Genomic DNA, 19,029 nt, shown 5'->3' on the forward strand with positions numbered 1-19,029 from the left:
TTCAGGGAAAACCCATAAGGAAATAGCACCATGAAGAATCTCATTACTGAGTTGTTGGTTAAGCTTGCACAAAAGGAAGAAGAGTCGAAAGAATTGGTCGCCCAGGTTGAGGCGCTGGAAATAGTCGTCACCGCGCTACTCAGACATATGGCTGCCCAGGATCAACAGGCGTTAATTGACAGCATTGAAAGCGCGCTGGACAACGCCAAACCTGATTCACAGGTTCCACCTGAGGACGCCGAAATGCTCCATCAATACATAAAAAAGCTGTTAAGGCATCCGCGCAGCTAAACTGTCACGATGCGTGACGGGCTGTCATAGAAATGTCATGCCGGTTGCCTATAGTCGCTCTGTTTTTATTTTTATGTATTTGTACATGGAGAAAATAAAGTGAAACAGAGCGCGCTTTTTATCGCATTAATCCCGCTGTTATTTGCCCCTGCTATTCACGCTGAAACCGCGAATATGAACGTCCTCGAACATCGTGCTGCGCAGGGGGATATCACCCAGCCCGGTGGTGCGCGCCGTCTCTCAGAGGATCAGACTGCCGCCATTCGCGCTTCTCTGAATGAAAACCCCGCTAAAAATATTATTCTGCTGATTGGCGACGGAATGGGGGATTCCGAAATTACGGCGGCGAGAAATTATGCCGAAGGAGCGGGCGGCTATTTTAAAGGCATCGATGCGCTGCCTCTGACGGGACAATATACCCATTACTCGCTGGATAAAAAAACCGGTAAACCGGATTACGTCACGGATTCAGCCGCATCAGCAACGGCGTGGGCAACCGGTGTGAAAACCTATAATGGCGCGCTGGGCGTCGATATTCACGAGAAAGATCATCAAACCATTCTGGAAATGGCGAAAGCGGCGGGGCTGGCAACCGGCAACGTCTCTACCGCTGAGCTTCAGGATGCCACCCCGGCCGCGTTGATGTCGCACGTGACCTCGCGTAAATGCTATGGCCCGTCGGTGACCCGCGAAAAATGTCCGACCAATGCGCTGGAAAACGGCGGTAAAGGCTCGATTACAGAACAGATGCTGAACGCGCGCCCTGACGTGACGCTGGGCGGTGGGGCGAAAACCTTTGCCGAAACGGCGACGGCCGGTGAGTGGCAGGGTAAAACGCTGCGCGAGCAGGCGCAGGCGCGCGGCTATCAGCTGGTAAGCGATGCGGCTTCTCTGGCGGCGATTACCGAAGCAAACCAGGACAAACCGCTGCTGGGACTGTTCTCTGACGGCAACATGCCGGTGCGCTGGGAAGGGCCAAAAGCCTCGTACCACGGCAATATCGATAAGCCAGCGGTGACCTGTACGCCAAACCCGAAACGGAATGACAGCGTTCCTACGCTGGCGGCGATGACGGACAAAGCCATCTCTCTGCTGAGCAAGAGCGAAAAAGGCTTCTTCCTGCAGGTAGAAGGGGCGTCAATCGATAAGCAAGACCACGCGGCGAACCCGTGCGGGCAGATTGGCGAAACGGTGGATCTCGACGAAGCGGTGCAAAAAGCGCTCGAGTTTGCGAAGAAAGACGGTAACACGCTGGTGGTGGTCACCGCTGACCACGCGCATTCAAGCCAGATTATCCCTCCCGATACCAAAGCACCGGGTCTGACGCAGGCGCTGACGACCAAAGACGGTGCCGTGATGGTGATGAGCTATGGCAATTCTGAAGAAGAGTCTATGGAACATACCGGCACACAGCTGCGCATCGCGGCGTACGGCCCACATGCTGCGAACGTGGTGGGTTTGACTGACCAGACCGATCTGTTCTACACCATGAAGGCCGCGCTGAGGCTGAAATAAGTTCGTCACCCGGCGGAAATCGTGGCTGCCGGGTGGTATTTTCCCCGTCACGAACCAGACTTAGAGTGGAAATTCACATAAAGGATAGTGCAATGAAAACGACAATACTGGTTACCTTACTCTCAGGCGTGTTCTTGATGGCTTCTGCGCATGCGGAAGAAAAGACCTTTACGCCCCAGCAGCAGCGTATGACAACCTGTAATCAACAGGCGACCTCGCAATCTCTGAAGGGCGATGCCCGTAAGACCTACATGAGCGACTGCCTTAAAAACGGTGCCTCGAAACCGGATGAAAAAAGCCTGACGCCGCAGCAGCAAAAAATGCGCGAGTGTAATGCGAAGGCCACCGAGCAGTCCCTGAAAGGGGATGACCGCAGTAAGTTCATGAGCGCCTGTCTGAAGAAAAAAGTGTAGTTCTAACGGGTGAGTTGCTGTCGCGGCTCACCCGAAATTTCATACTTTCCCCGAAATCCCCCTCTCTATAATTTGGGAAAATGTTTCAGAATATTCCCAAAAATGATGAATGATGAAATCTATTACAACAAAGAGAGCATTCAGGAAGAGTGGAATAAACATCTTTCTCAGGATGACTCACACCGCTCCGGGATACGATTTTGCCGGCGGATCCGGCTGGCGCGCGTGGTGGGGCTGGCAGCCATGTTTTTCCCGATTGCGGGTGTGCTGGTTACCCATTTTCTCCCAGGCGGCTGGTGGTTATTACTGGTGGGGTGGGCCTTCGTCTGGCCACATCTCGCCTGGCAACTTGCCTGCCGCTCATCCCAACCGTTTTGCAGTGAAATCGTTAACCTGAAGGTAGATGCAATCATCGCCGGTGTCTGGATTGGCCTGATGGGCCTGAATGCGCTGCCCACGGCGGCGCTGATCATGATGATCGGCATGAATATGATGGGATCGGGCGGTTTTCGGCTGTTTATTGCCGGTATTATCATTATCCTGTTTTCCGCTTTGGTCACGCTGCAGCTGAACGGCAGCATGATTACGCTTTATTCTGAGCCGCTGGAGTGGTGGCTGACGCTACCGGTTCTGATGCTGTACCCGATGCTGTTTGCCTGGGTCAGTCACCGGACGGCGGTTCGGCTGGCTGAGCATAAACGGCGGCTTGAGCTAATGAGCACGCGCGACGGGATGACGGGGGTGTTCAATCGCCGCCACTGGGAAACGCTTTTGCGCAATGAATATGAGCAATGCCGTCGCAGCCATCAAACGGCGACAATATTGCTCATCGACATTGATCACTTTAAGAGCATTAACGATACATGGGGCCATGACGTCGGCGATGAAGCGATAGTGGCTATCACCCGCCAGCTGCAGTTGACGCTACGCTCGTGTGATTTTATTGGCCGTTTTGGTGGGGATGAATTTGCCGTGATTATGTCCGGTACGCCTGCGGAAAGTGCTATTGCCGCGATGTCCCGCGTACACGAACGTCTGGTCAACATGCCGCTACCCGGAGCACCTTCAGAAAGGATCCGTATTAGCGTCGGGGTTGCCCCCTGGGGACCGCAATTCGGACACTACCGCGAATGGTTAAAAGCAGCAGATGTTGCCCTCTATAAAGCGAAAAATGCCGGACGAGGTCGCACCGAAGTGGCAGCCTGACGCCCGGCTCTGTTTATCAGGATTTACTCAGCTTCTCTGATTTTTCCATGCATTTTGCCATCGCCTCGATGACGGCAGCACGGAATCCGCGCTCTTCCAGCACGCGCACGGCTTCAATCGTTGTGCCGCCCGGAGAGCAGACCATATCCTTCAGTTCACCCGGATGTTTACCCGTCTCGAGCACCATTTTGGCGGAGCCCATGACGGCCTGCGCGGCAAATTTATACGCCTGCGCGCGCGGCATACCGCCCAGCACCGCGGCATCCGCCATCGCTTCAATAAACATAAAGACATACGCGGGGGCCGAACCGCTTACGCCGACAACCGGATGGATCATCGCTTCAGAAATGACTTCTGCCTCACCGAAGCAGCGGAAAATGTTCAGGACATCCGCCACGTCTTCGGCGGTGACCAGTGCGTTAGGGGTGATAGATGTCATCCCGGCGTTGACCAGAGAAGGGGTATTTGGCATTGCGCGGACGATTTTACGGTCGTGACCGAGCGCGCGAGCCAGCTGGTCGAGGGTCACACCGGCGGCAATGGACACCACCAGCGTCTCTTTATTCAGGCTGGAGGTGATATCGCTCAGCACTTTGATCATGATGTTCGGCTTCACGGCACCAAAGACGATATCCGCGACCTGGGCGACGTCCTGCGCGCTTTCGGCGGCGTTGATACCGTACTCATCACGCAACGCCGCGACTTTATCCGGTGATGGGGTGTAGACCCAAATCTGTCCCGGCAGTACCTGCCCGCTGGCGATCAGGCCACCCAGGATGGCTTTGCCCATGTTACCGCAGCCGATAAACCCGATTTTCTTGTCCATCACGTCTCTCCGTTATTATGCGTTGTTATCTCTGATTGATAGGCTTATAGCTTAACAACGAAAAGCAGGCGACAATAGCCGTCAATGCGATACAAGGGTGACAATATGGCGATTTGGGTTGATGCGGATGCCTGTCCGAATGTGATTAAAGAGATTTTGTTCCGCGCCGCCGAGCGCGTACAGATGCCATTAACGCTGGTGGCGAACCAGAATATCCGCGTGCCGCCTTCCCGGTTCATCCGCTCTTTGCGCGTACCGGCCGGGTTCGATGTGGCGGATAATGAAATTGTGCGTCTGTGCAGCGCCGAGGATTTAGTGATCACAGCGGATATTCCCCTGGCCGCAGAATTGCTGGATAAAGGGGCGGCAGCGCTGAACCCGCGTGGTGAACGTTATTCGCCGTCGACTATTCGCGAAAAGCTCACCATGCGCGATTTTATGGACACCATGCGCGCCAGCGGCGTGCAGACTGGCGGGCCTGATAGCCTGTCTCAGCGTGACCGTCAGCAGTTTGCTGCCGAGCTGGATAAATGGCTGCTGGAAGTGAAGCGCCGCACGGCGTAATGATAACCATTGTCAAAATGTGGTACAGTGTGGCCTCCACAGGGTTGTCATCCCGTACCGCTTTGCAGTAAAGTAAACGCAACATCTTCTGCAATCATTTCTTTACAGTCTTCAGCCTTCCGGCATCAAGGGGAAACACCTGGTTATGAACCCACCCATCTTTTTAGTTGGCCCTCGCGGCTGTGGGAAAACCACCGTTGGCCTGGAACTGGCGCGCGTGTGCCAGAGTCAATTTGTTGATACCGATCACTGGCTTCAGGAACATGCGGCTCAAACCATCGCAGAGATTGTCGAAAAAGAGGGCTGGGAGAGCTTTCGCGCGCGTGAAACTGCCGCGCTGGAAGCGGTAACGTCGCCTGCGACGATCATTGCAACGGGTGGGGGCATTATCCTGGCGGAGTACAACCGGCAGTTTATGCGCGAAAAAGGGATTGTGATTTATCTCTGCGCGGCGGTCTCTACCCTGGTTGGACGTCTTGAAGCGTTTCCGGAAGAGGGGCAGCGTCCTGCGCTGACCGCGAAGCCGCTCAGCGAAGAAGTGAGTGAGGTGCTTGCGGAACGCGATGCGTTATACCGCGAGGCGGCACACCACGTTGTGGATGCCTCTGCTTCACCTGAAGAGGTTGTTATTCAGATTATTACCGCCCTTCGTTTGGCCTGTGCCAGCTAACTGCCGTCTATACTCATAGCTCAGACATAAAAAAAGGATGAGCTATGCCAACCAGACCTCCCTATCCGCGTGAAGCACGCATTGTTACCGTTGAAAAAGGTCATGCCGACCATACCGTGACCTGGTATCAGCTGCGTGCCGATCACCCCAAACCCGATTCGCTGATAAGCGAACATGAAACCGAACAAGAAGCGCTGGATGCGAAACGGCGCTACGAAGATCCCGATAAGTCCTGATTAAATTCCTAAACCACGCAAAACCGTGCCTGAATCACACTTTTAATGCATCGTGAATGTTAAGCACGGGTTAATATTTAGTTATTACAGGGTGATTCGGCATGGGCCTGGGATCTTTACATTTCGGTGCAGAGATCCCCTGCTACGCTTGGTGCTGTTTTGTTGAAAAAACGAACGGTGCAGCGTAGTGAGCCTGTACCTGTGTAACGGTTGTGGTAGTAATGGAAGGCGATCAAAATGAAGGCGACATTGGCGATCCTCACTATTGGTGTGGTCCCTGTAAGCGAAGTATTACCGCTCTTAACCGAGCATGTCTCTGAGCAACAGATCGCTCATCTTAGCCTGTTGGGTAAGATGAGCCGTGAAGAGGTCATGGAAGACTACGCGCTGGATGAAGGGGAGGATCCCCTGGCGACGTTATTAAGTGACGGTAAACTGGCGCATGTGTCACGCCAGAAAATCGAGCGCGCGCTTCAGGGTGTTATTGAAGTGCTCGATAATCAGGGTTACGACGTCATTTTATTAATGAGCACGGCACCGATAACAGGACTGGTTGCGCGTAATGCGATTTTGCTGGAACCGATGAGAATTATTCCGCCGCTGGTGGCCTCGATTGTCGACGGTCATCAGGTGGGGGTCATTGTTCCCATCGAGGAACTGATGGATAACCAGGAGGCAAAATGGCAGGTGCTGGAAAAAGTCCCGCTGTATGCGCTGGCTAATCCGTTCTGGGACAGTGAAGCGGCGCTTATTGCCGCAGGACGGGAGCTGATGGAGAGAGGTGCGGATGTGTTGATTCTGGACTGTCTCGGCTTCCATCAGCACCATCGCGATTTACTGCAAAAAGCACTCGATATACCGGTGCTGTTGTCCAATGTTCTGATGGCGCGTCTGGCGTCTGAATTACTGGTGTAATGATTTTGCGTGACAGGCCATGAGCATGGCCCCTATAGTGGATTTTTATCTATAAATATAAGGGCCAGTTCATGCTTCAAAGTAACGAATACTTTTCCGGTAAAGTGAAATCCATCGGTTTTACCAGCAGCAGCACTGGCCGCGCCAGTGTCGGCGTTATGGCGGAAGGGGAATATACCTTTGGCATTGCGGAAGCAGAAGAGATGACGGTTGTTAGCGGCGCGCTGAACGTCTTACTGCCGGGTGAAACGGAATGGAAAGTTTACGCTGCCGGGCAAGTATTCAACGTCCCTGCCCACAGTGAATTCCATCTGCAGGTTGCTGAGCCTACCTCTTATCTGTGCCGCTATCTGAAATAAAAAATAAGCCGGGTGGCGCTAACGCTTACCCGGCCTACGTTTTGTCTGTTATCTCTGCGCTTCGCCGCCGAGACCTTCCACCAGATTCTGAATCAACGCGGCCAGCTCGCCGGTCATCAGGATGAAGTCCGCGTCAAAACGCTGGGCATAATCTTCCCGGTCGATATCTTCGTTCTGATCGCGCAGCTCGTCGCAGAATTTCAAACGCTTCACCGAGCCGTCATCGCACATCATGAACTGAATGCGCTGCTGCCAGTCGAGTGCCAGCTTGGTCACGACTTTGCCCGCTTCAATGTGTACGGCGATCTCGTCGCTCACCAGATCCTGCTTTTTCGCGCGGATCACACCGCCATCTTCCAGCAGGGCTTTCAGCTCCGCTTCATCCAGGATCTGGAAACCTTGCGCGGCAGTCCCGCTGCGTACCCACTCGGTCAGAGTCAGCTCAATCGGCGTTTCCAGCGCCAGCGGAACGACCGGTAAAGAGCCGATGCTTTTGCGCAGCAGGGCCAGCGTGTCTTCCGCTTTTTTGGCGCTGGCGCAGTCCACCATGATCAGCCCGTTTACGGTGTCGATCCACATCATGGTCTGGCTGAAGCGGCTGAACGCGCGAGGCAGCAGGGAGTGCAGCACTTCGTCTTTCAGCGAATCTTTTTCGGTCTTTTTCAGCTTGCGGCCCTGTTCGGCTTCCAGCTTGAAAATTTTCGCTTCGAGCGCCTGCTTGACGACCGGCGTAGGGAGAATTTTTTCCTCTTTACGCGCACAAACGATAATTTGACCGGTGCTGCTGGCGTGGGTCAGGGCATCGCTTTGTGAACCCATTGGCGGAACCCAACCGGTTTTTGCCATATCCTGGCTACCGCAAGGGGAAAAGGTGTAAGCGGCTAACTGTTTTTCCATCTCTTCTGCACGCAGCGAAACGTCGCGGCTGAGACGGTAAACCATCAAATTTTTGAACCACAGCATGATAATTTCCACGGCCTTGTCGTTAAATCAGCGGGCATGATAACGAATTGTCGCATCGCTTGCATTGCTAATCGGGTAGGCGGCTTCTACTCTGTTGATAATCAAAATAATGAGGAGTCTCTTGTGCGTATTGGGATCGATTTAGGCGGCACCAAAACTGAAGTGATTGCGTTGAGCGAGCAGGGGGAACAGCTGTTTCGCCACCGCTTGCCTACGCCGCGTGATGATTATCACCAGACTATCGAGACGATTGCCCGGCTGGTCGAGTTGGCCGAGCAGGCAACAGGGCAGACGGGCAGCGTTGGAATGGGGATCCCCGGGTCGATCTCGCCGTACACCGGCGTGGTGAAAAACGCCAACTCTACGTGGCTCAACGGCCAGCCGTTTGATAAAGATTTGAGCGCGCGTCTTAAACGCGATGTGCGTCTGGCTAACGATGCCAACTGTCTGGCGGTATCGGAAGCTATCGACGGTGCTGCTGCAGGCGCCCAGACCGTTTTTGCGGTGATTATCGGTACGGGCTGCGGCGCGGGTGTGGCCTTCGGCGGTCGCGCCCACATTGGTGGCAACGGCACGGCGGGCGAGTGGGGGCATAATCCATTACCGTGGATGGACGAAGACGAACTTAACTATCGCGCGGAAGTGCCGTGCTACTGCGGAAAGCAGGGCTGTATCGAGACCTTTATTTCCGGTACGGGGTTTGCTACGGACTACCATCGCCTGAGCGGGCAGGCGCTGAAGGGAAATGAGATTATGCGTCTGGTTGAAGAACAGGATCCGGTCGCGGAACTGGCGCTTAGCCGGTATGAAATGCGGCTGGCGAAATCGCTGGCGCACGTGGTTAACATTCTCGACCCGGATGTGATCGTGCTTGGCGGTGGGATGAGCAACGTTGACCGGCTGTACGCCACGGTACCGAATCTGGTCAGGCAATGGGTCTTCGGCGGCGAGTGTGAAACCCCGATCCGCAAAGCGGTGCACGGGGATTCCAGCGGCGTGCGCGGCGCGGCATGGCTGTGGCCGGAATAAACTTTTTTTCCCCTCTCCCTGTGGGAGAGGGCCAGGGTGAGGGCACCAGACCGCACCCCTCCCCCCATTTATTCCACCGCAAACACCTTATCCAGCCTGCTATACCCCAGCCCGTTAATCTTCTTCACCTTGATCTGCACCGGAATGCGCTCTTTCATCGTCTCAACGTGGCTGATCACGCCGATGGTTTTGCCGGTGGCGTTCAGCGCGTCGAGCGCATCCAGCGCGGTATCCAGCGTTTCGCTGTCCAGCGTGCCGAATCCTTCGTCGAGGAACAGGGAATCGATCCGCGTCTTGTGACTCACTAAATCCGACAGCGCCAGGGCCAGCGCCAGGCTCACCAGGAAGCTTTCGCCGCCCGAGAGCGTACGGGTATCGCGCACCGCGTCCGCCTGCCAGGTATCGACCACTTCCAGCTCCAGCGCATCGCTGACTTTCCGCTGAAGCAGATAGCGTCCGTGCAGGCGATTAAGCTGCTGATTAGCGAGCCAGACCAGATTATCCAGCGTCAGCCCCTGAGCGAATTTACGGAATCGGTCGCCGGTGCTGGAGCCAATCAGGGAATTCAGGTAGCCCCAGTCGTCCGCCAGGCGCGCGGCCTCTTCTATTTGCTGCATAAGCGCCTGCTGGTGCAGACGGTTATCGCTGTCCTGCTTGAGCTGCTGGCGGATCTCACCCTGATGCGTGGTGTTCTCACGAAGTTGATGTGCCAGTTGCTCCAATTGCATTTGTAATGTTTGAACATCGGCGTCCAGCCCTTCCGGGCGCAGCGCCTGATGGTCCTCTCGCTGCCGGGTCGCTTGCGCGGAGAGCGCTGTCGCCTGCTGTACCTGGTTTTCCAGCGTCTGCTTTAGCTGCTCAAGGCGTCGAACGGTGTCGGCATCCAGCAGCGCAGAAAGGAACGCGTCTTGATCCTCAAAACAACTTGCCGCCAGTGCCGTGGCGAATTGCGCCTGTGACTGCTGCAAACGTTCTTTCTCCAGCGCCTCCTGCTGTTGCTGCGCGGTAAGCTGACTTTGCAGCGACACGCATTCGTCGTGAATTTCGCGCCAGTTCGCGGGGATCGCCGTTTCGGTTTCAGTGGCCTCCGTTGCCGGAAGGGTATCGAGCAGCGGCGTCAGGGCGTTAATACGTTCCAGCGTCGCGCCATGCTGGGTCTGTTTCTCCTGCCACTGCGCGTATTCACTTTCACGTGAGGCGAGCCAGACGGATTCAGTGCCTGCATCCGGAATACCCAGCGACAGCGTATGCAGGGACGTTTCCACTGCCTGACGCGTCGCCGCCAGCTGTTGCTGGTACTGACGTTCCTGTTCTTCCTGCTCGTTAAGCTGGGTTTGTAGGGTCAAACGCTGGCTGAGCTGATAAAGCTGCTGCTCGTAGTGCTCCTGCTCGCTCATCCACGGGGTAATATCCTCCTGAATATTCAGTGTAATATTCAGAGAAGCACACACTTCCAGCCACTCTTTAGTGAGCGCTTGCTCTTCCTGAGAGAGCGCCTGCGCTTCGTCTGTCTCGCGTTGGATCTGCTGTGACAGGGCGTTAACCTGGCCGAGAACTAACAAACCTTCGTCTTTAAGTGCGGCGACCTCTTTAGCTAACCGATCGCGGCGGCGTTGATTTTCACTGAGTTCCAGCGCCTGGTATGCCGTCACGGCCGGATGGGTAGTGGAGCCGCATAGTGGGCAAGGCAGCCCGGCCTGGAGTTGAGCACGCTCCGCCTCAAGGCTTTTGATTTTCTCTTCCTGCCTGCAGAGTGTTTCAACGTCCAGATAATGCTGGTTTTTTTCTTTATACTGCTGGCGGCGCTGTGCCAGCGTTTCATTAAGCGCGACCAGCCCGGTCTGTGCTTTTTGCACGCTTTCGGCGTTCTGGCGCTGACGTTTTTGCAGCGGTTGATAGCGGGCATGGAGAGCGGTCAGGCGCTGGCGCGTAGACCGGGTTTGCGCCCGTTGCTCCATCGCCATTGCGACCTCGTCAGCCGTCAGCGTGAGGGAACTTTCTGGCAGACCCGTCAGCTTATGGCGTAATTCAGTGATGCGCGCAGCAAGCGTAGTGAGCTGATTTTTATCGCGATTTAGCTGAGAGAAGTGAGCCCGCCAGCCTGCAATCTCCTGGCCCCACAGGCGGTACCGATCGTGGTCTGTCAGCCACTGTGCCAGTGCCGCCAGTTCTGTCTGTAGCTGCGTATGAGTATGTAAAGCGCCGTTGCGGATCCGCGAGCGCAAGGCGGTTTTTTCCAGTAAGCGAGTATTTACTTCAACAATACGCTGCTTCGTTTGCGCCAGGCGTGATGCCTGTTCTTGCTGATGTTCCCACAGCGGGCGGAGCTGGGACGCGGGTTGCGCGAGCTGGAGCTTTGCCAGGTCTGGGGCTGCATCAGTCAGCGCCTGTTGCGTCTGCTGCTGTAAGGTCGCGGCACGCTGCTGTTCGCGGATAAGCTCTTCGCTGCGAGTAAGCCACTGAAATTCTTTCTGGTGGCTCTGCTGCTGCGCCAGCAGGGTTTTCTCTTCGTCAGTGAGTGCCTGCAAACTTTGCTGCAACTGCTGCTGCTGTTCTTCACTCAACAGGACAACGCCTGCTGCTTGCGCTTCGCACATCTCAAGCGCATTGCGCGCGGCTTTGTGTTTTTCAAACACCATGGCGGAAATCTGGCCGTAGATCTCGGTGCCGGTAAGTTCCTCGAGTAGCTCCGCGCGATCGCTCGGTTTGGCATTCAGGAAGGCGGCAAACTGTCCCTGAGAGAGCAGCATCGAGCGGGTAAAACGGCCATAGTCCAGCCCGGTAAGAGCTGCCGTTTGTTCCAGTTTATCCGTCACCTTGTCGGCGAGGATTTTTCCGTCCTCGCAGCGTGCCAGCTCCACGCGCGGGGCCTGCAGGTTCCCGTCAGGCTGATTGCGCGCACGGTTCTGGCTCCAGAACGCGCGATAGGCGATGCCCTTTACCTCGAACTCCACTTCCGCCAGGCACTCGGCGGTGTCGCGCGTCATCAGGTCGTTTTGCGCCTGAGAGACCTTTTGCAGTCGTGGCGTTTCGTGGTAAAGCGCCAGACAGATGGCGTCGAGCAAGGTGGTTTTCCCGGCACCGGTGGCACCGGTAATGGCAAACAGCCCGTTGCTGGCAAACGGCTCAGCGGTAAAGTCGATTTTCCACTCGCCCTTGAGCGAGTTCAGGTTTTTCAGGCGCAGGCTGAGAATTTTCATGCATTTTCTCCCTCATCGTTAAGCGCATGCAGGGTATGCGTGAACAGCTCGTTGAGCCTTACTCGCTTCGCGTCGTCAATCTCTTCCTGAGACAACCGGCGCTCAAACACCTCTTCGACCCGCAGTTCACTGAGCGTTTCACGCTGCGCACCTGACAGAATTTTCTCGCGCTGCTCCCGGCTGCGGCGAACCAGTAAGACCTCGACGGGCAGATCGACCGTCAGCGCCTGAATTTTTCTTTGCATATCATGAAGGTAGTCATCGGTGGTGATTTCGATATCCAGCCAGACGGGCGGAACCTGCTCGACACCACGCCACTGCGCAAGCTGTTCAGTGATGGCCGCCAGATCGCCTTTTAGCACCGCCAGCGGCTGGGTGACGGGCACGTCCAGCGTCTCGACAGCGCTGAGTTTTCCGTCGGTAAAACTGACCAGATGCACGGATTTTGCTTTGCCTGTTTCATCGAAGCTGAGTGAAATGGGCGAGCCGCAATAGCGGATATGCTCGCAGCCGCCGACGATCTGCGCCCGGTGAATGTGCCCGAGCGCGATATAGTCGGCAGGCGGGAAGTTCTGCGCCGGGAAGGCATCCAGCGTGCCGATATAGATGTCACGTACGGCGTCACTTTTACTGGCACCCACGGTGGTGAGATGCCCGGTCGCGATCACCGGGATTGCCGCTTCGCCGCGCAGGGCGCAGGCATCGGTATGCTGCTGGTGATAATAATCAGTGATAGCCTGTAATAAATGCTGTTGCTTTTCGCCGCCGGAAAGTCCCGCCTGGCTTTGTACGATATCCCGCGGACGCAAAAACGGAATGGGACACAGCACCGCACCCGGCGTGCCGTCACGTTTTTTCAGGATCTGCGGGGCATGTCCGGCGCTGGCCACCACGGTGGTATTGAGAAACGCCAGAATATCGCGGGATTCATTCAGCGTGGCCACAGAATCGTGGTTTCCGGCGACAATCACCAGATGACAGCCGGTCTGCTGCAGATTCACCACGAAACGGTTATAGAGCTCACGCGCATAGCTCGGTGGGGAACCGGTATCGAAGATGTCACCCGCGACAATAATCGCATCGACGTTATGCGATTGTGCCGTCTCCAGCAGCCAGTTCAGGAAGGCTTCGTGCTCCGCCGCCCGGCTTTTGCTGTAAAAGTTTTGACCCAGATGCCAGTCTGAAGTGTGAAGTATGCGCATAGCTGATCCGTGGCGAAAAGAGTTGATGACGATTATAAACTTTCAGGGGATGGAAAATAACCGCTGTAATAAAACAACAGTTTGCCATTTATGGTGGTAATGTTTTTCATAAATCTGTCATAAATCTGACGCATAATGACGCCGCATTACAAACTTGTAACTTAAATAAGATAAGACAGGGCAAAGTATGGCGAGACGTATTCTGGTCGTAGAAGATGAAGCTCCAATTCGTGAAATGGTGTGCTTCGTGCTCGAACAAAATGGCTTCCAGCCGGTTGAAGCGGAAGATTATGACAGCGCGGTGAACCAGCTGAATGAACCCTGGCCCGATCTGATTCTGCTTGACTGGATGTTGCCTGGCGGCTCTGGACTGCAGTTTATCAAACATCTTAAACGTGAAGCGATGACCCGCGATATTCCGGTGGTTATGCTGACTGCGCGCGGTGAAGAAGAGGATCGCGTGCGCGGTCTGGAAACCGGCGCGGACGATTACATCACCAAGCCGTTCTCCCCCAAAGAGCTGGTTGCTCGCATCAAAGCCGTTATGCGCCGCATTTCGCCGATGGCGGTAGAAGAGGTGATTGAGATGCAGGGCCTGAGCCTTGACCCCACCTCACACCGCGTGATGACGGGCGAAAATCCCCTCGACATGGGGCCTACCGAATTCAAACTCCTGCACTTCTTTATGACCCACCCGGAACGTGTCTACAGTCGCGAGCAGTTGCTGAATAACGTCTGGGGAACTAACGTGTATGTGGAAGACCGGACGGTTGATGTGCATATTCGCCGCCTGCGTAAAGCGCTGGAGCTTAGCGGTCACGATCGCATGGTGCAGACGGTCCGCGGTACGGGTTATCGTTTTTCGACCCGTTTCTGAACAGTGACAGGAGTGTGACGCGTGCTGGAACGTCTGTCATGGAAAAGGCTCGTCTTTGAACTGATCTTATGCTGTATTCCGGCCTTCATTCTGGGGGCCATCGTTGGGCATCTGCCGTGGTTTTTGCTGGCGGCAGTGACCGGGTTATTAGTCTGGCATTTCTGGAACTTACTGCGCCTCTCCTGGTGGCTGTGGGTGGACAGAAGCATGACCCCTCCGCCGGGAAGCGGCAGCTGGGAACCGCTGCTGTATGGCCTTCACCAGATGCAGATGCGTAATAAAAAACGTCGTCGCGAGCTGGGAAGCTTAATTAAACGCTTTCGCAGCGGCGCAGAGTCGCTGCCGGATGCCGTCATTCTGACCACTGAAGAAGGCACGATTTTCTGGTGTAACGGTCTGGCGCAACAGCTTCTGGGCCTGCGCTGGCCGGACGATAATGGGCAAAATATTCTTAACCTGCTGCGTTATCCGGAGTTCACGCTGTATCTGAAAAAGCGTGATTTTACGGGGCCGCACAATCTGAGGCTCAACAACGGGCGTCATCTGGAAATCCGCGTGATGCCTTACAGCGATCGGCAGTGGCTGATGGTGGCGCGGGATGTCACCCAGATGCACCAGCTGGAAGGGGCGAGACGCAACTTCTTCGCCAACGTGAGCCACGAATTACGCACCCCGTTGACCGTGCTTCAGGGCTACCTGGAGATGATGCAGGAGCAAACGCTCGAAGGTGCACCGCGTGAAAAAGCGCTGCACACCATGCGCGAGCAAACGCACCGTATGGAAGGCCTGGTCAAGCAGCTGCTGACGCTCTCGAAGATTGAAGCCGCGCCTTCACTGGCACTGAATGACACCATCGATGTGCCGATGATGCTGCGGGTGGTGGAGCGGGAAGCGCAAACGTTAAGCCATAAAAAACATCACATTAGCTTTGAGGTCGACAGCACCCTGAAGGTGCTCGGCAGTGAAGATGAACTGCGCAGCGCTATCTCCAACCTGGTGTATAACGCGGTGAATCATACGCCGGAAGGGACCCATATCGTGGTGCGCTGGCAGCGTGTTACCGCGGGCGCTGAGTTTAGCGTTGAGGACAACGGGCCGGGGATTGCCCCTGAGCACATACCGCGTCTGACCGAGCGATTCTACCGTGTGGATAAGGCGCGCTCGCGGCAGACCGGGGGAAGCGGCCTGGGGCTGGCGATTGTGAAACACGCGGTGAATCATCATGAAAGCCGTCTTGATATTCAGAGTACGCTGGGTAAAGGAACCCGCTTCAGCTTTGTTATTCCGGAACGATTAATTGCCAAAAAGATTGCCTGACGGCAGGCGTGTCATTTTACCTTTCCACGGGCCAGCATTTGCTGGCCCGTTTGCTTTGCAGTCAAGCGAAACGCGTGTGAATATTATACGGTTGATGCTTTTTTGTTCGCATGATTAGCCATGGGTTTTTCTTATAATTAGTGCATTGTGCTGGTCTGTTTTTTCATGCTGGCATATTGTTCTGGTTTTGCGATCCCTCCTTGCCTTTAAACGTTATAAGCGTTTAAATTGCCTCCCAGATACTGTCAGACCGACTGTATTTGCGTGGTAAATCGAAAAACTATTCTTCTCCACGCCAGGACGGGAGCATTTCCCGCTGAAATTGAGCAAATTTTCCGCTGTATCGTCCCGTCAGGGATAGCGAAAATCTCAACGTTTTCAACACCACATCCACAGGCAGTAAGGTTTTATGACCCATCACTTAAAATCGCGTGACATCATCGCGCTGGGCTTTATGACATTTGCGCTGTTCGTTGGCGCAGGTAACATCATTTTCCCTCCAATGGTTGGCTTACAGGCGGGTGAACACGTCTGGACAGCTGCGTTTGGTTTCCTGATTACTGCCGTGGGTCTACCGGTCCTCACCGTTGTCGCGCTGGCGAAAGTCGGTGGCGGCGTGGACAGCCTCAGCACCCCGATTGGCAAAGTGGCTGGCGTTCTGCTGGCGACCGTCTGCTATCTGGCCGTTGGTCCGCTGTTTGCGACCCCGCGTACGGCGACCGTTTCCTTTGAAGTGGGGATTGCTCCGCTGACGGGTGACGGCGCGATGCCGCTGTTTATCTACAGCCTGATCTACTTCGCGATTGTGATTCTGGTTTCCCTCTATCCGGGCAAATTGCTGGATACCGTGGGTAACTTCCTGGCGCCGCTGAAAATTGTGGCCCTGATCGTGCTGGCGGTAGCCGCTATCGTCTGGCCTGCAGGCCCGATTAGCGACGCGATGGACGCCTATAAAAATGCTGCGTTCTCCAACGGCTTTGTGAACGGCTATCTGACGATGGATACGCTGGGCGCGATGGTGTTTGGTATCGTTATCGTCAATGCCGCGCGTTCCCGCGGCGTGACTGAAGCGCGCCTGCTGACTCGCTATACCATCTGGGCTGGCCTGATGGCCGGTGTGGGTCTGACGCTGCTGTATCTGGCACTGTTCCGCCTGGGTTCCGACAGCGCCATGCTGGTCGATCAGAACGCCAACGGTGCAGCTATCCTGCACGCTTACGTTCAGCACACCTTCGGTGGTGCGGGCAGCATGCTGCTGGCGGCGCTGATTTTCCTGGCGTGTCTGGTAACCGCAGTGGGCCTGACCTGCGCCTGTGCAGAGTTCTTCGCACAGTATCTGCCGCTCTCTTACCGCACCCTGGTGTTTATCCTCGGCATCTTCTCTATGGCGGTGTCCAACCTCGGTCTGAGCCACCTGATTCAGGTCTCGATTCCGGTACTGACGGCGATTTATCCGCCGTGTATCGTGCTGGTGGTGCTGAGCTTTACTCGCCCGTGGTGGAACAACTCGTCGCGAATTATTGCGCCAGCCATGTTTATCAGCCTGATTTTTGGTATCCTTGACGGGATTAAAGCATCAGCTTTCGCAGACATTCTGCCTGCATGGACACAGCGTCTGCCGCTGTCTGAGCAAGGCCTGGCCTGGCTGATGCCTACCGTTGTTGCACTGGTTCTGGCGATTATCTGGGACCGTGCTGCAGGGCGTCAGGTCGCATCGAACGCCCATTAATCAACGGCAACAAACTGTTTAACCACGGGGCTTAAGGCCCCGTGGTTTTTTGTTTTTTTCGTGTTGAATGGCAAGATTTAAATGGAAAGCACTAACAAACTTAAACGTGGATTGAGCACGCGCCACATCCGCTTTATGGCGCTGGGCTCGGCTATCGGCACCGGTCTTTTTTATGGCTCGGCAGATGCCATCAAAATGGCCGGTCCAAGCGTTCTGCTGGCGTACATCATCGGCGGCGTGGCGGCCTATATCATCATGCGCGCGCTGGGTGAGATGTCGGTTCACAACCCGTCTGCCAGCTCCTTCTCGCGCTACGCGCAGGAAAACTTAGGCCCGCTGGCCGGGTTTATCACCGGCTGGACCTACTGCTTTGAAATCCTGATTGTGGCGATTGCCGACGTGACCGCGTTTGGCATTTATATGGGCGTCTGGTTCCCGGCGGTGCCACACTGGATATGGGTGCTGAGCGTGGTGCTGATTATCTGCGCCGTCAACCTGATGAGCGTGAAGGTGTTTGGTGAGCTGGAGTTCTGGTTCTCCTTCTTTAAAGTCGCGACCATTATCATCATGATCCTCGCCGGTTTCGGCATCATCATCTGGGGTATTGGTAACGGCGGCCAGCCGACCGGTATCCACAACCTGTGGAGCAACGGCGGCTTCTTCAGTAACGGCTGGCTCGGCATGGTGATGTCGCTCCAGATGGTCATGTTTGCCTACGGCGGTATCGAGATTATCGGTATTACCGCTGGTGAAGCGAAAGACCCGGAGAAATCCATTCCGCGCGCCATCAACTCGGTGCCGATGCGTATTCTGGTGTTCTATGTGGGTACGCTGTTCGTGATCATGTCCATCTACCCGTGGAACCAGGTGGGCACCAACGGTAGCCCGTTTGTTCTGACCTTCCAGCACATGGGCATCGCCTTTGCCGCCAGTATTCTCAACTTTGTGGTGCTGACCGCGTCGCTTTCCGCGATCAACAGCGACGTCTTTGGTGTGGGCCGTATGCTGCACGGCATGGCGGAGCAGGGCAGCGCGCCGAAGGTGTTCGCCAAAACCTCACGCCGCGGCACGCCGTGGGTGACCGTCGTGGTCATGACCGTGGCGCTGCTGTTCTCGGTTTACCTGAACTACATCATGCCGGAAAACGTCTTCCTGGTGATTGCATCGCTGGCGACTTTCGCGACGGTGTGGGTGTGGATCATGATCCTGCTGTCGCAGATTGCGTTCCGCCGCCGCCTGCCGCCGGATGAGGCGAAAGCGCTGAAGTTCAAAGTCCCGGGCGGGGTGGCAACCACCGTCGTTGGGCTGATCTTCCTGGTGTTTATCATTGGCCTGATTGGCTACCACCCGGACACTCGTATTTCCCTTTACGTGGGCTTCGCGTGGATTGTCCTGCTGCTGGTGGGCTGGATGTTCAAATGCCGCCGCGACCGTCAGCTGGCGGAAGCACAGTAACATTCTTTTCCCCTCTCCCTGTGGGGTGAGGAATCCCCCCAAAATGATATTTGCACCGACGACCCCCTCTCCCTTGAGGGAGAGGGCTGGGGTGAGGGGGGAACATACGGCTGTGGTGGTTATTCCGTTCACTTTATATTCCTTGCTACTCTGCAACGACATGACCGGTGAACGTGCCAGGGTGGCTCAATCGCCACCACCCTGGCGACCCGGGCTCCCGGCGGTAAATCGCCGCTTCGCGGTGCCCTCAGCTTATTCCTTC

Annotated in this window: 18 protein-coding genes; 14 read left to right on the forward strand and 4 right to left on the reverse strand. The window is 55.5% G+C overall.

Going from position 1 to position 19,029, the window contains the following annotated elements; translation table 11 throughout:
- Positions 1 to 30: 30 nt before the first annotated feature.
- The 4 genes from iraP to adrA all read left to right on the forward strand — a co-directional run bounded on the left by iraP (position 31) and on the right by adrA (position 3,425).
- On the forward strand, positions 31 to 291 hold the full coding sequence (iraP, locus tag EXW94_RS18340) for an anti-adapter protein IraP (protein WP_042716702.1): 261 nt from the start codon (positions 31 to 33) through the stop codon (positions 289 to 291).
- 99 nt (positions 292 to 390) lie between these two features.
- Positions 391 to 1,806 (forward strand): alkaline phosphatase, encoded by a 1,416-nt coding sequence (phoA, locus tag EXW94_RS18345; RefSeq protein ID WP_174340706.1) that lies wholly within the window; start codon positions 391 to 393, stop codon positions 1,804 to 1,806.
- 92 nt (positions 1,807 to 1,898) lie between these two features.
- On the forward strand, positions 1,899 to 2,219 hold the full coding sequence (gene psiF, locus EXW94_RS18350) for a phosphate starvation-inducible protein PsiF (RefSeq protein ID WP_174340707.1): 321 nt from the start codon (positions 1,899 to 1,901) through the stop codon (positions 2,217 to 2,219).
- A gap of 102 nt (positions 2,220 to 2,321) precedes the next feature.
- Entirely contained in the window at positions 2,322 to 3,425 is a 1,104-nt protein-coding gene (gene adrA, locus EXW94_RS18355; protein WP_148400287.1) for a diguanylate cyclase AdrA, read from the forward strand.
- A gap of 16 nt (positions 3,426 to 3,441) precedes the next feature.
- On the opposite strand, the gene proC is transcribed toward adrA, so the two are convergent.
- Positions 3,442 to 4,251 carry a pyrroline-5-carboxylate reductase gene (gene proC / locus EXW94_RS18360; RefSeq protein ID WP_042716695.1) on the reverse strand — a complete coding sequence of 270 codons (810 nt, stop codon included), beginning with the start codon at positions 4,249 to 4,251 and terminating at the stop codon, positions 3,442 to 3,444.
- A 105-nt stretch (positions 4,252 to 4,356) separates the two neighbouring features.
- Here proC and EXW94_RS18365 point away from each other — a divergent pair, with 105 nt between their 5' ends.
- The 5 genes from EXW94_RS18365 (at position 4,357) to ppnP (ending at position 6,995) form a co-directional block, all read left to right on the forward strand.
- Positions 4,357 to 4,815: a YaiI/YqxD family protein gene (locus EXW94_RS18365; protein WP_174340708.1), complete on the forward strand. Its 459-nt coding sequence runs from the start codon at positions 4,357 to 4,359 to the stop codon at positions 4,813 to 4,815.
- 145 nt (positions 4,816 to 4,960) lie between these two features.
- Positions 4,961 to 5,485, forward strand: coding sequence for a shikimate kinase AroL (gene aroL / locus EXW94_RS18370; RefSeq protein ID WP_010428008.1), 525 nt, complete (start codon positions 4,961 to 4,963; stop codon positions 5,483 to 5,485).
- A 44-nt stretch (positions 5,486 to 5,529) separates the two neighbouring features.
- Positions 5,530 to 5,721: a protein YaiA gene (gene yaiA / locus EXW94_RS18375; RefSeq protein ID WP_010428011.1), complete on the forward strand. Its 192-nt coding sequence runs from the start codon at positions 5,530 to 5,532 to the stop codon at positions 5,719 to 5,721.
- A 237-nt stretch (positions 5,722 to 5,958) separates the two neighbouring features.
- Positions 5,959 to 6,636, forward strand: a complete 678-nt coding sequence (locus EXW94_RS18380; RefSeq protein ID WP_108415691.1) for an AroM family protein — start codon at positions 5,959 to 5,961, stop codon at positions 6,634 to 6,636.
- A 71-nt stretch (positions 6,637 to 6,707) separates the two neighbouring features.
- Positions 6,708 to 6,995: a pyrimidine/purine nucleoside phosphorylase gene (gene ppnP, locus EXW94_RS18385; protein WP_174340709.1), complete on the forward strand. Its 288-nt coding sequence runs from the start codon at positions 6,708 to 6,710 to the stop codon at positions 6,993 to 6,995.
- A gap of 48 nt (positions 6,996 to 7,043) precedes the next feature.
- Here the strand turns inward: ppnP and rdgC are convergent, their stop codons facing one another.
- Entirely contained in the window at positions 7,044 to 7,958 is a 915-nt protein-coding gene (gene rdgC, locus EXW94_RS18390; protein ID WP_010428018.1) for a recombination-associated protein RdgC, read from the reverse strand.
- A 123-nt stretch (positions 7,959 to 8,081) separates the two neighbouring features.
- Here rdgC and mak point away from each other — a divergent pair, with 123 nt between their 5' ends.
- Entirely contained in the window at positions 8,082 to 8,987 is a 906-nt protein-coding gene (gene mak, locus EXW94_RS18395) for a fructokinase (protein WP_148400288.1), read from the forward strand.
- A gap of 68 nt (positions 8,988 to 9,055) precedes the next feature.
- Here the strand turns inward: mak and sbcC are convergent, their stop codons facing one another.
- The gene (gene sbcC / locus EXW94_RS18400) at positions 9,056 to 12,187 is read right to left on the reverse strand and encodes an exonuclease subunit SbcC (RefSeq protein ID WP_174340710.1); all 3,132 of its coding nucleotides are present in this window, start codon (positions 12,185 to 12,187) and stop codon (positions 9,056 to 9,058) included.
- Positions 12,184 to 13,389, reverse strand: a complete 1,206-nt coding sequence (gene sbcD / locus EXW94_RS18405; RefSeq protein ID WP_174340711.1) for an exonuclease subunit SbcD — start codon at positions 13,387 to 13,389, stop codon at positions 12,184 to 12,186. The genes sbcC and sbcD overlap by 4 nt, the downstream gene beginning before the upstream one ends.
- 187 nt (positions 13,390 to 13,576) lie before the next feature.
- On the opposite strand from sbcD, the gene phoB reads away from it, so the two are divergent.
- The 4 genes from phoB (at position 13,577) to proY (ending at position 18,767) form a co-directional block, all read left to right on the forward strand.
- Complete coding sequence (phoB, locus tag EXW94_RS18410) at positions 13,577 to 14,266, forward strand: phosphate response regulator transcription factor PhoB (protein WP_010428026.1); 690 nt, start codon at positions 13,577 to 13,579, stop codon at positions 14,264 to 14,266.
- A gap of 21 nt (positions 14,267 to 14,287) precedes the next feature.
- The gene (gene phoR, locus EXW94_RS18415; protein WP_010428028.1) at positions 14,288 to 15,583 is read left to right on the forward strand and encodes a phosphate regulon sensor histidine kinase PhoR; all 1,296 of its coding nucleotides are present in this window, start codon (positions 14,288 to 14,290) and stop codon (positions 15,581 to 15,583) included.
- 409 nt (positions 15,584 to 15,992) lie between these two features.
- Positions 15,993 to 17,312: a branched-chain amino acid transporter carrier protein BrnQ gene (gene brnQ / locus EXW94_RS18420; RefSeq protein WP_010428030.1), complete on the forward strand. Its 1,320-nt coding sequence runs from the start codon at positions 15,993 to 15,995 to the stop codon at positions 17,310 to 17,312.
- Between the two features lie 81 nt (positions 17,313 to 17,393).
- Complete coding sequence (gene proY, locus EXW94_RS18425) at positions 17,394 to 18,767, forward strand: proline-specific permease ProY (protein WP_148400292.1); 1,374 nt, start codon at positions 17,394 to 17,396, stop codon at positions 18,765 to 18,767.
- Positions 18,768 to 19,029 lie beyond the last annotated feature (262 nt).

The organism is Enterobacter sp. JMULE2, assembly GCF_013337145.1.
Classification (GTDB): Bacteria; Pseudomonadota; Gammaproteobacteria; order Enterobacterales; family Enterobacteriaceae; genus Enterobacter; species Enterobacter mori.

Bases quoted from the DNA above. Each gene is read 5' to 3' on its own strand.
- adrA (WP_148400287.1), top strand. From the start codon at position 2,322: ATGATGAATGATGAAATCTATTACAACAAAGAGAGCATTCAGGAAGAG.
- iraP (WP_042716702.1), top strand. From the start codon at position 31: ATGAAGAATCTCATTACTGAGTTGTTGGTTAAGCTTGCACAAAAGGAA.
- phoB (WP_010428026.1), top strand. From the start codon at position 13,577: ATGGCGAGACGTATTCTGGTCGTAGAAGATGAAGCTCCAATTCGTGAA.
- proC (WP_042716695.1), bottom strand. From the start codon at position 4,251: ATGGACAAGAAAATCGGGTTTATCGGCTGCGGTAACATGGGCAAAGCC.
- rdgC (WP_010428018.1), bottom strand. From the start codon at position 7,958: ATGCTGTGGTTCAAAAATTTGATGGTTTACCGTCTCAGCCGCGACGTT.
- EXW94_RS18365 (WP_174340708.1), top strand. From the start codon at position 4,357: ATGGCGATTTGGGTTGATGCGGATGCCTGTCCGAATGTGATTAAAGAG.
- aroL (WP_010428008.1), top strand. From the start codon at position 4,961: ATGAACCCACCCATCTTTTTAGTTGGCCCTCGCGGCTGTGGGAAAACC.
- proY (WP_148400292.1), top strand. From the start codon at position 17,394: ATGGAAAGCACTAACAAACTTAAACGTGGATTGAGCACGCGCCACATC.
- sbcC (WP_174340710.1), bottom strand. From the start codon at position 12,187: ATGAAAATTCTCAGCCTGCGCCTGAAAAACCTGAACTCGCTCAAGGGC.
- ppnP (WP_174340709.1), top strand. From the start codon at position 6,708: ATGCTTCAAAGTAACGAATACTTTTCCGGTAAAGTGAAATCCATCGGT.
- EXW94_RS18380 (WP_108415691.1), top strand. From the start codon at position 5,959: ATGAAGGCGACATTGGCGATCCTCACTATTGGTGTGGTCCCTGTAAGC.
- yaiA (WP_010428011.1), top strand. From the start codon at position 5,530: ATGCCAACCAGACCTCCCTATCCGCGTGAAGCACGCATTGTTACCGTT.
- sbcD (WP_174340711.1), bottom strand. From the start codon at position 13,389: ATGCGCATACTTCACACTTCAGACTGGCATCTGGGTCAAAACTTTTAC.
- brnQ (WP_010428030.1), top strand. From the start codon at position 15,993: ATGACCCATCACTTAAAATCGCGTGACATCATCGCGCTGGGCTTTATG.
- psiF (WP_174340707.1), top strand. From the start codon at position 1,899: ATGAAAACGACAATACTGGTTACCTTACTCTCAGGCGTGTTCTTGATG.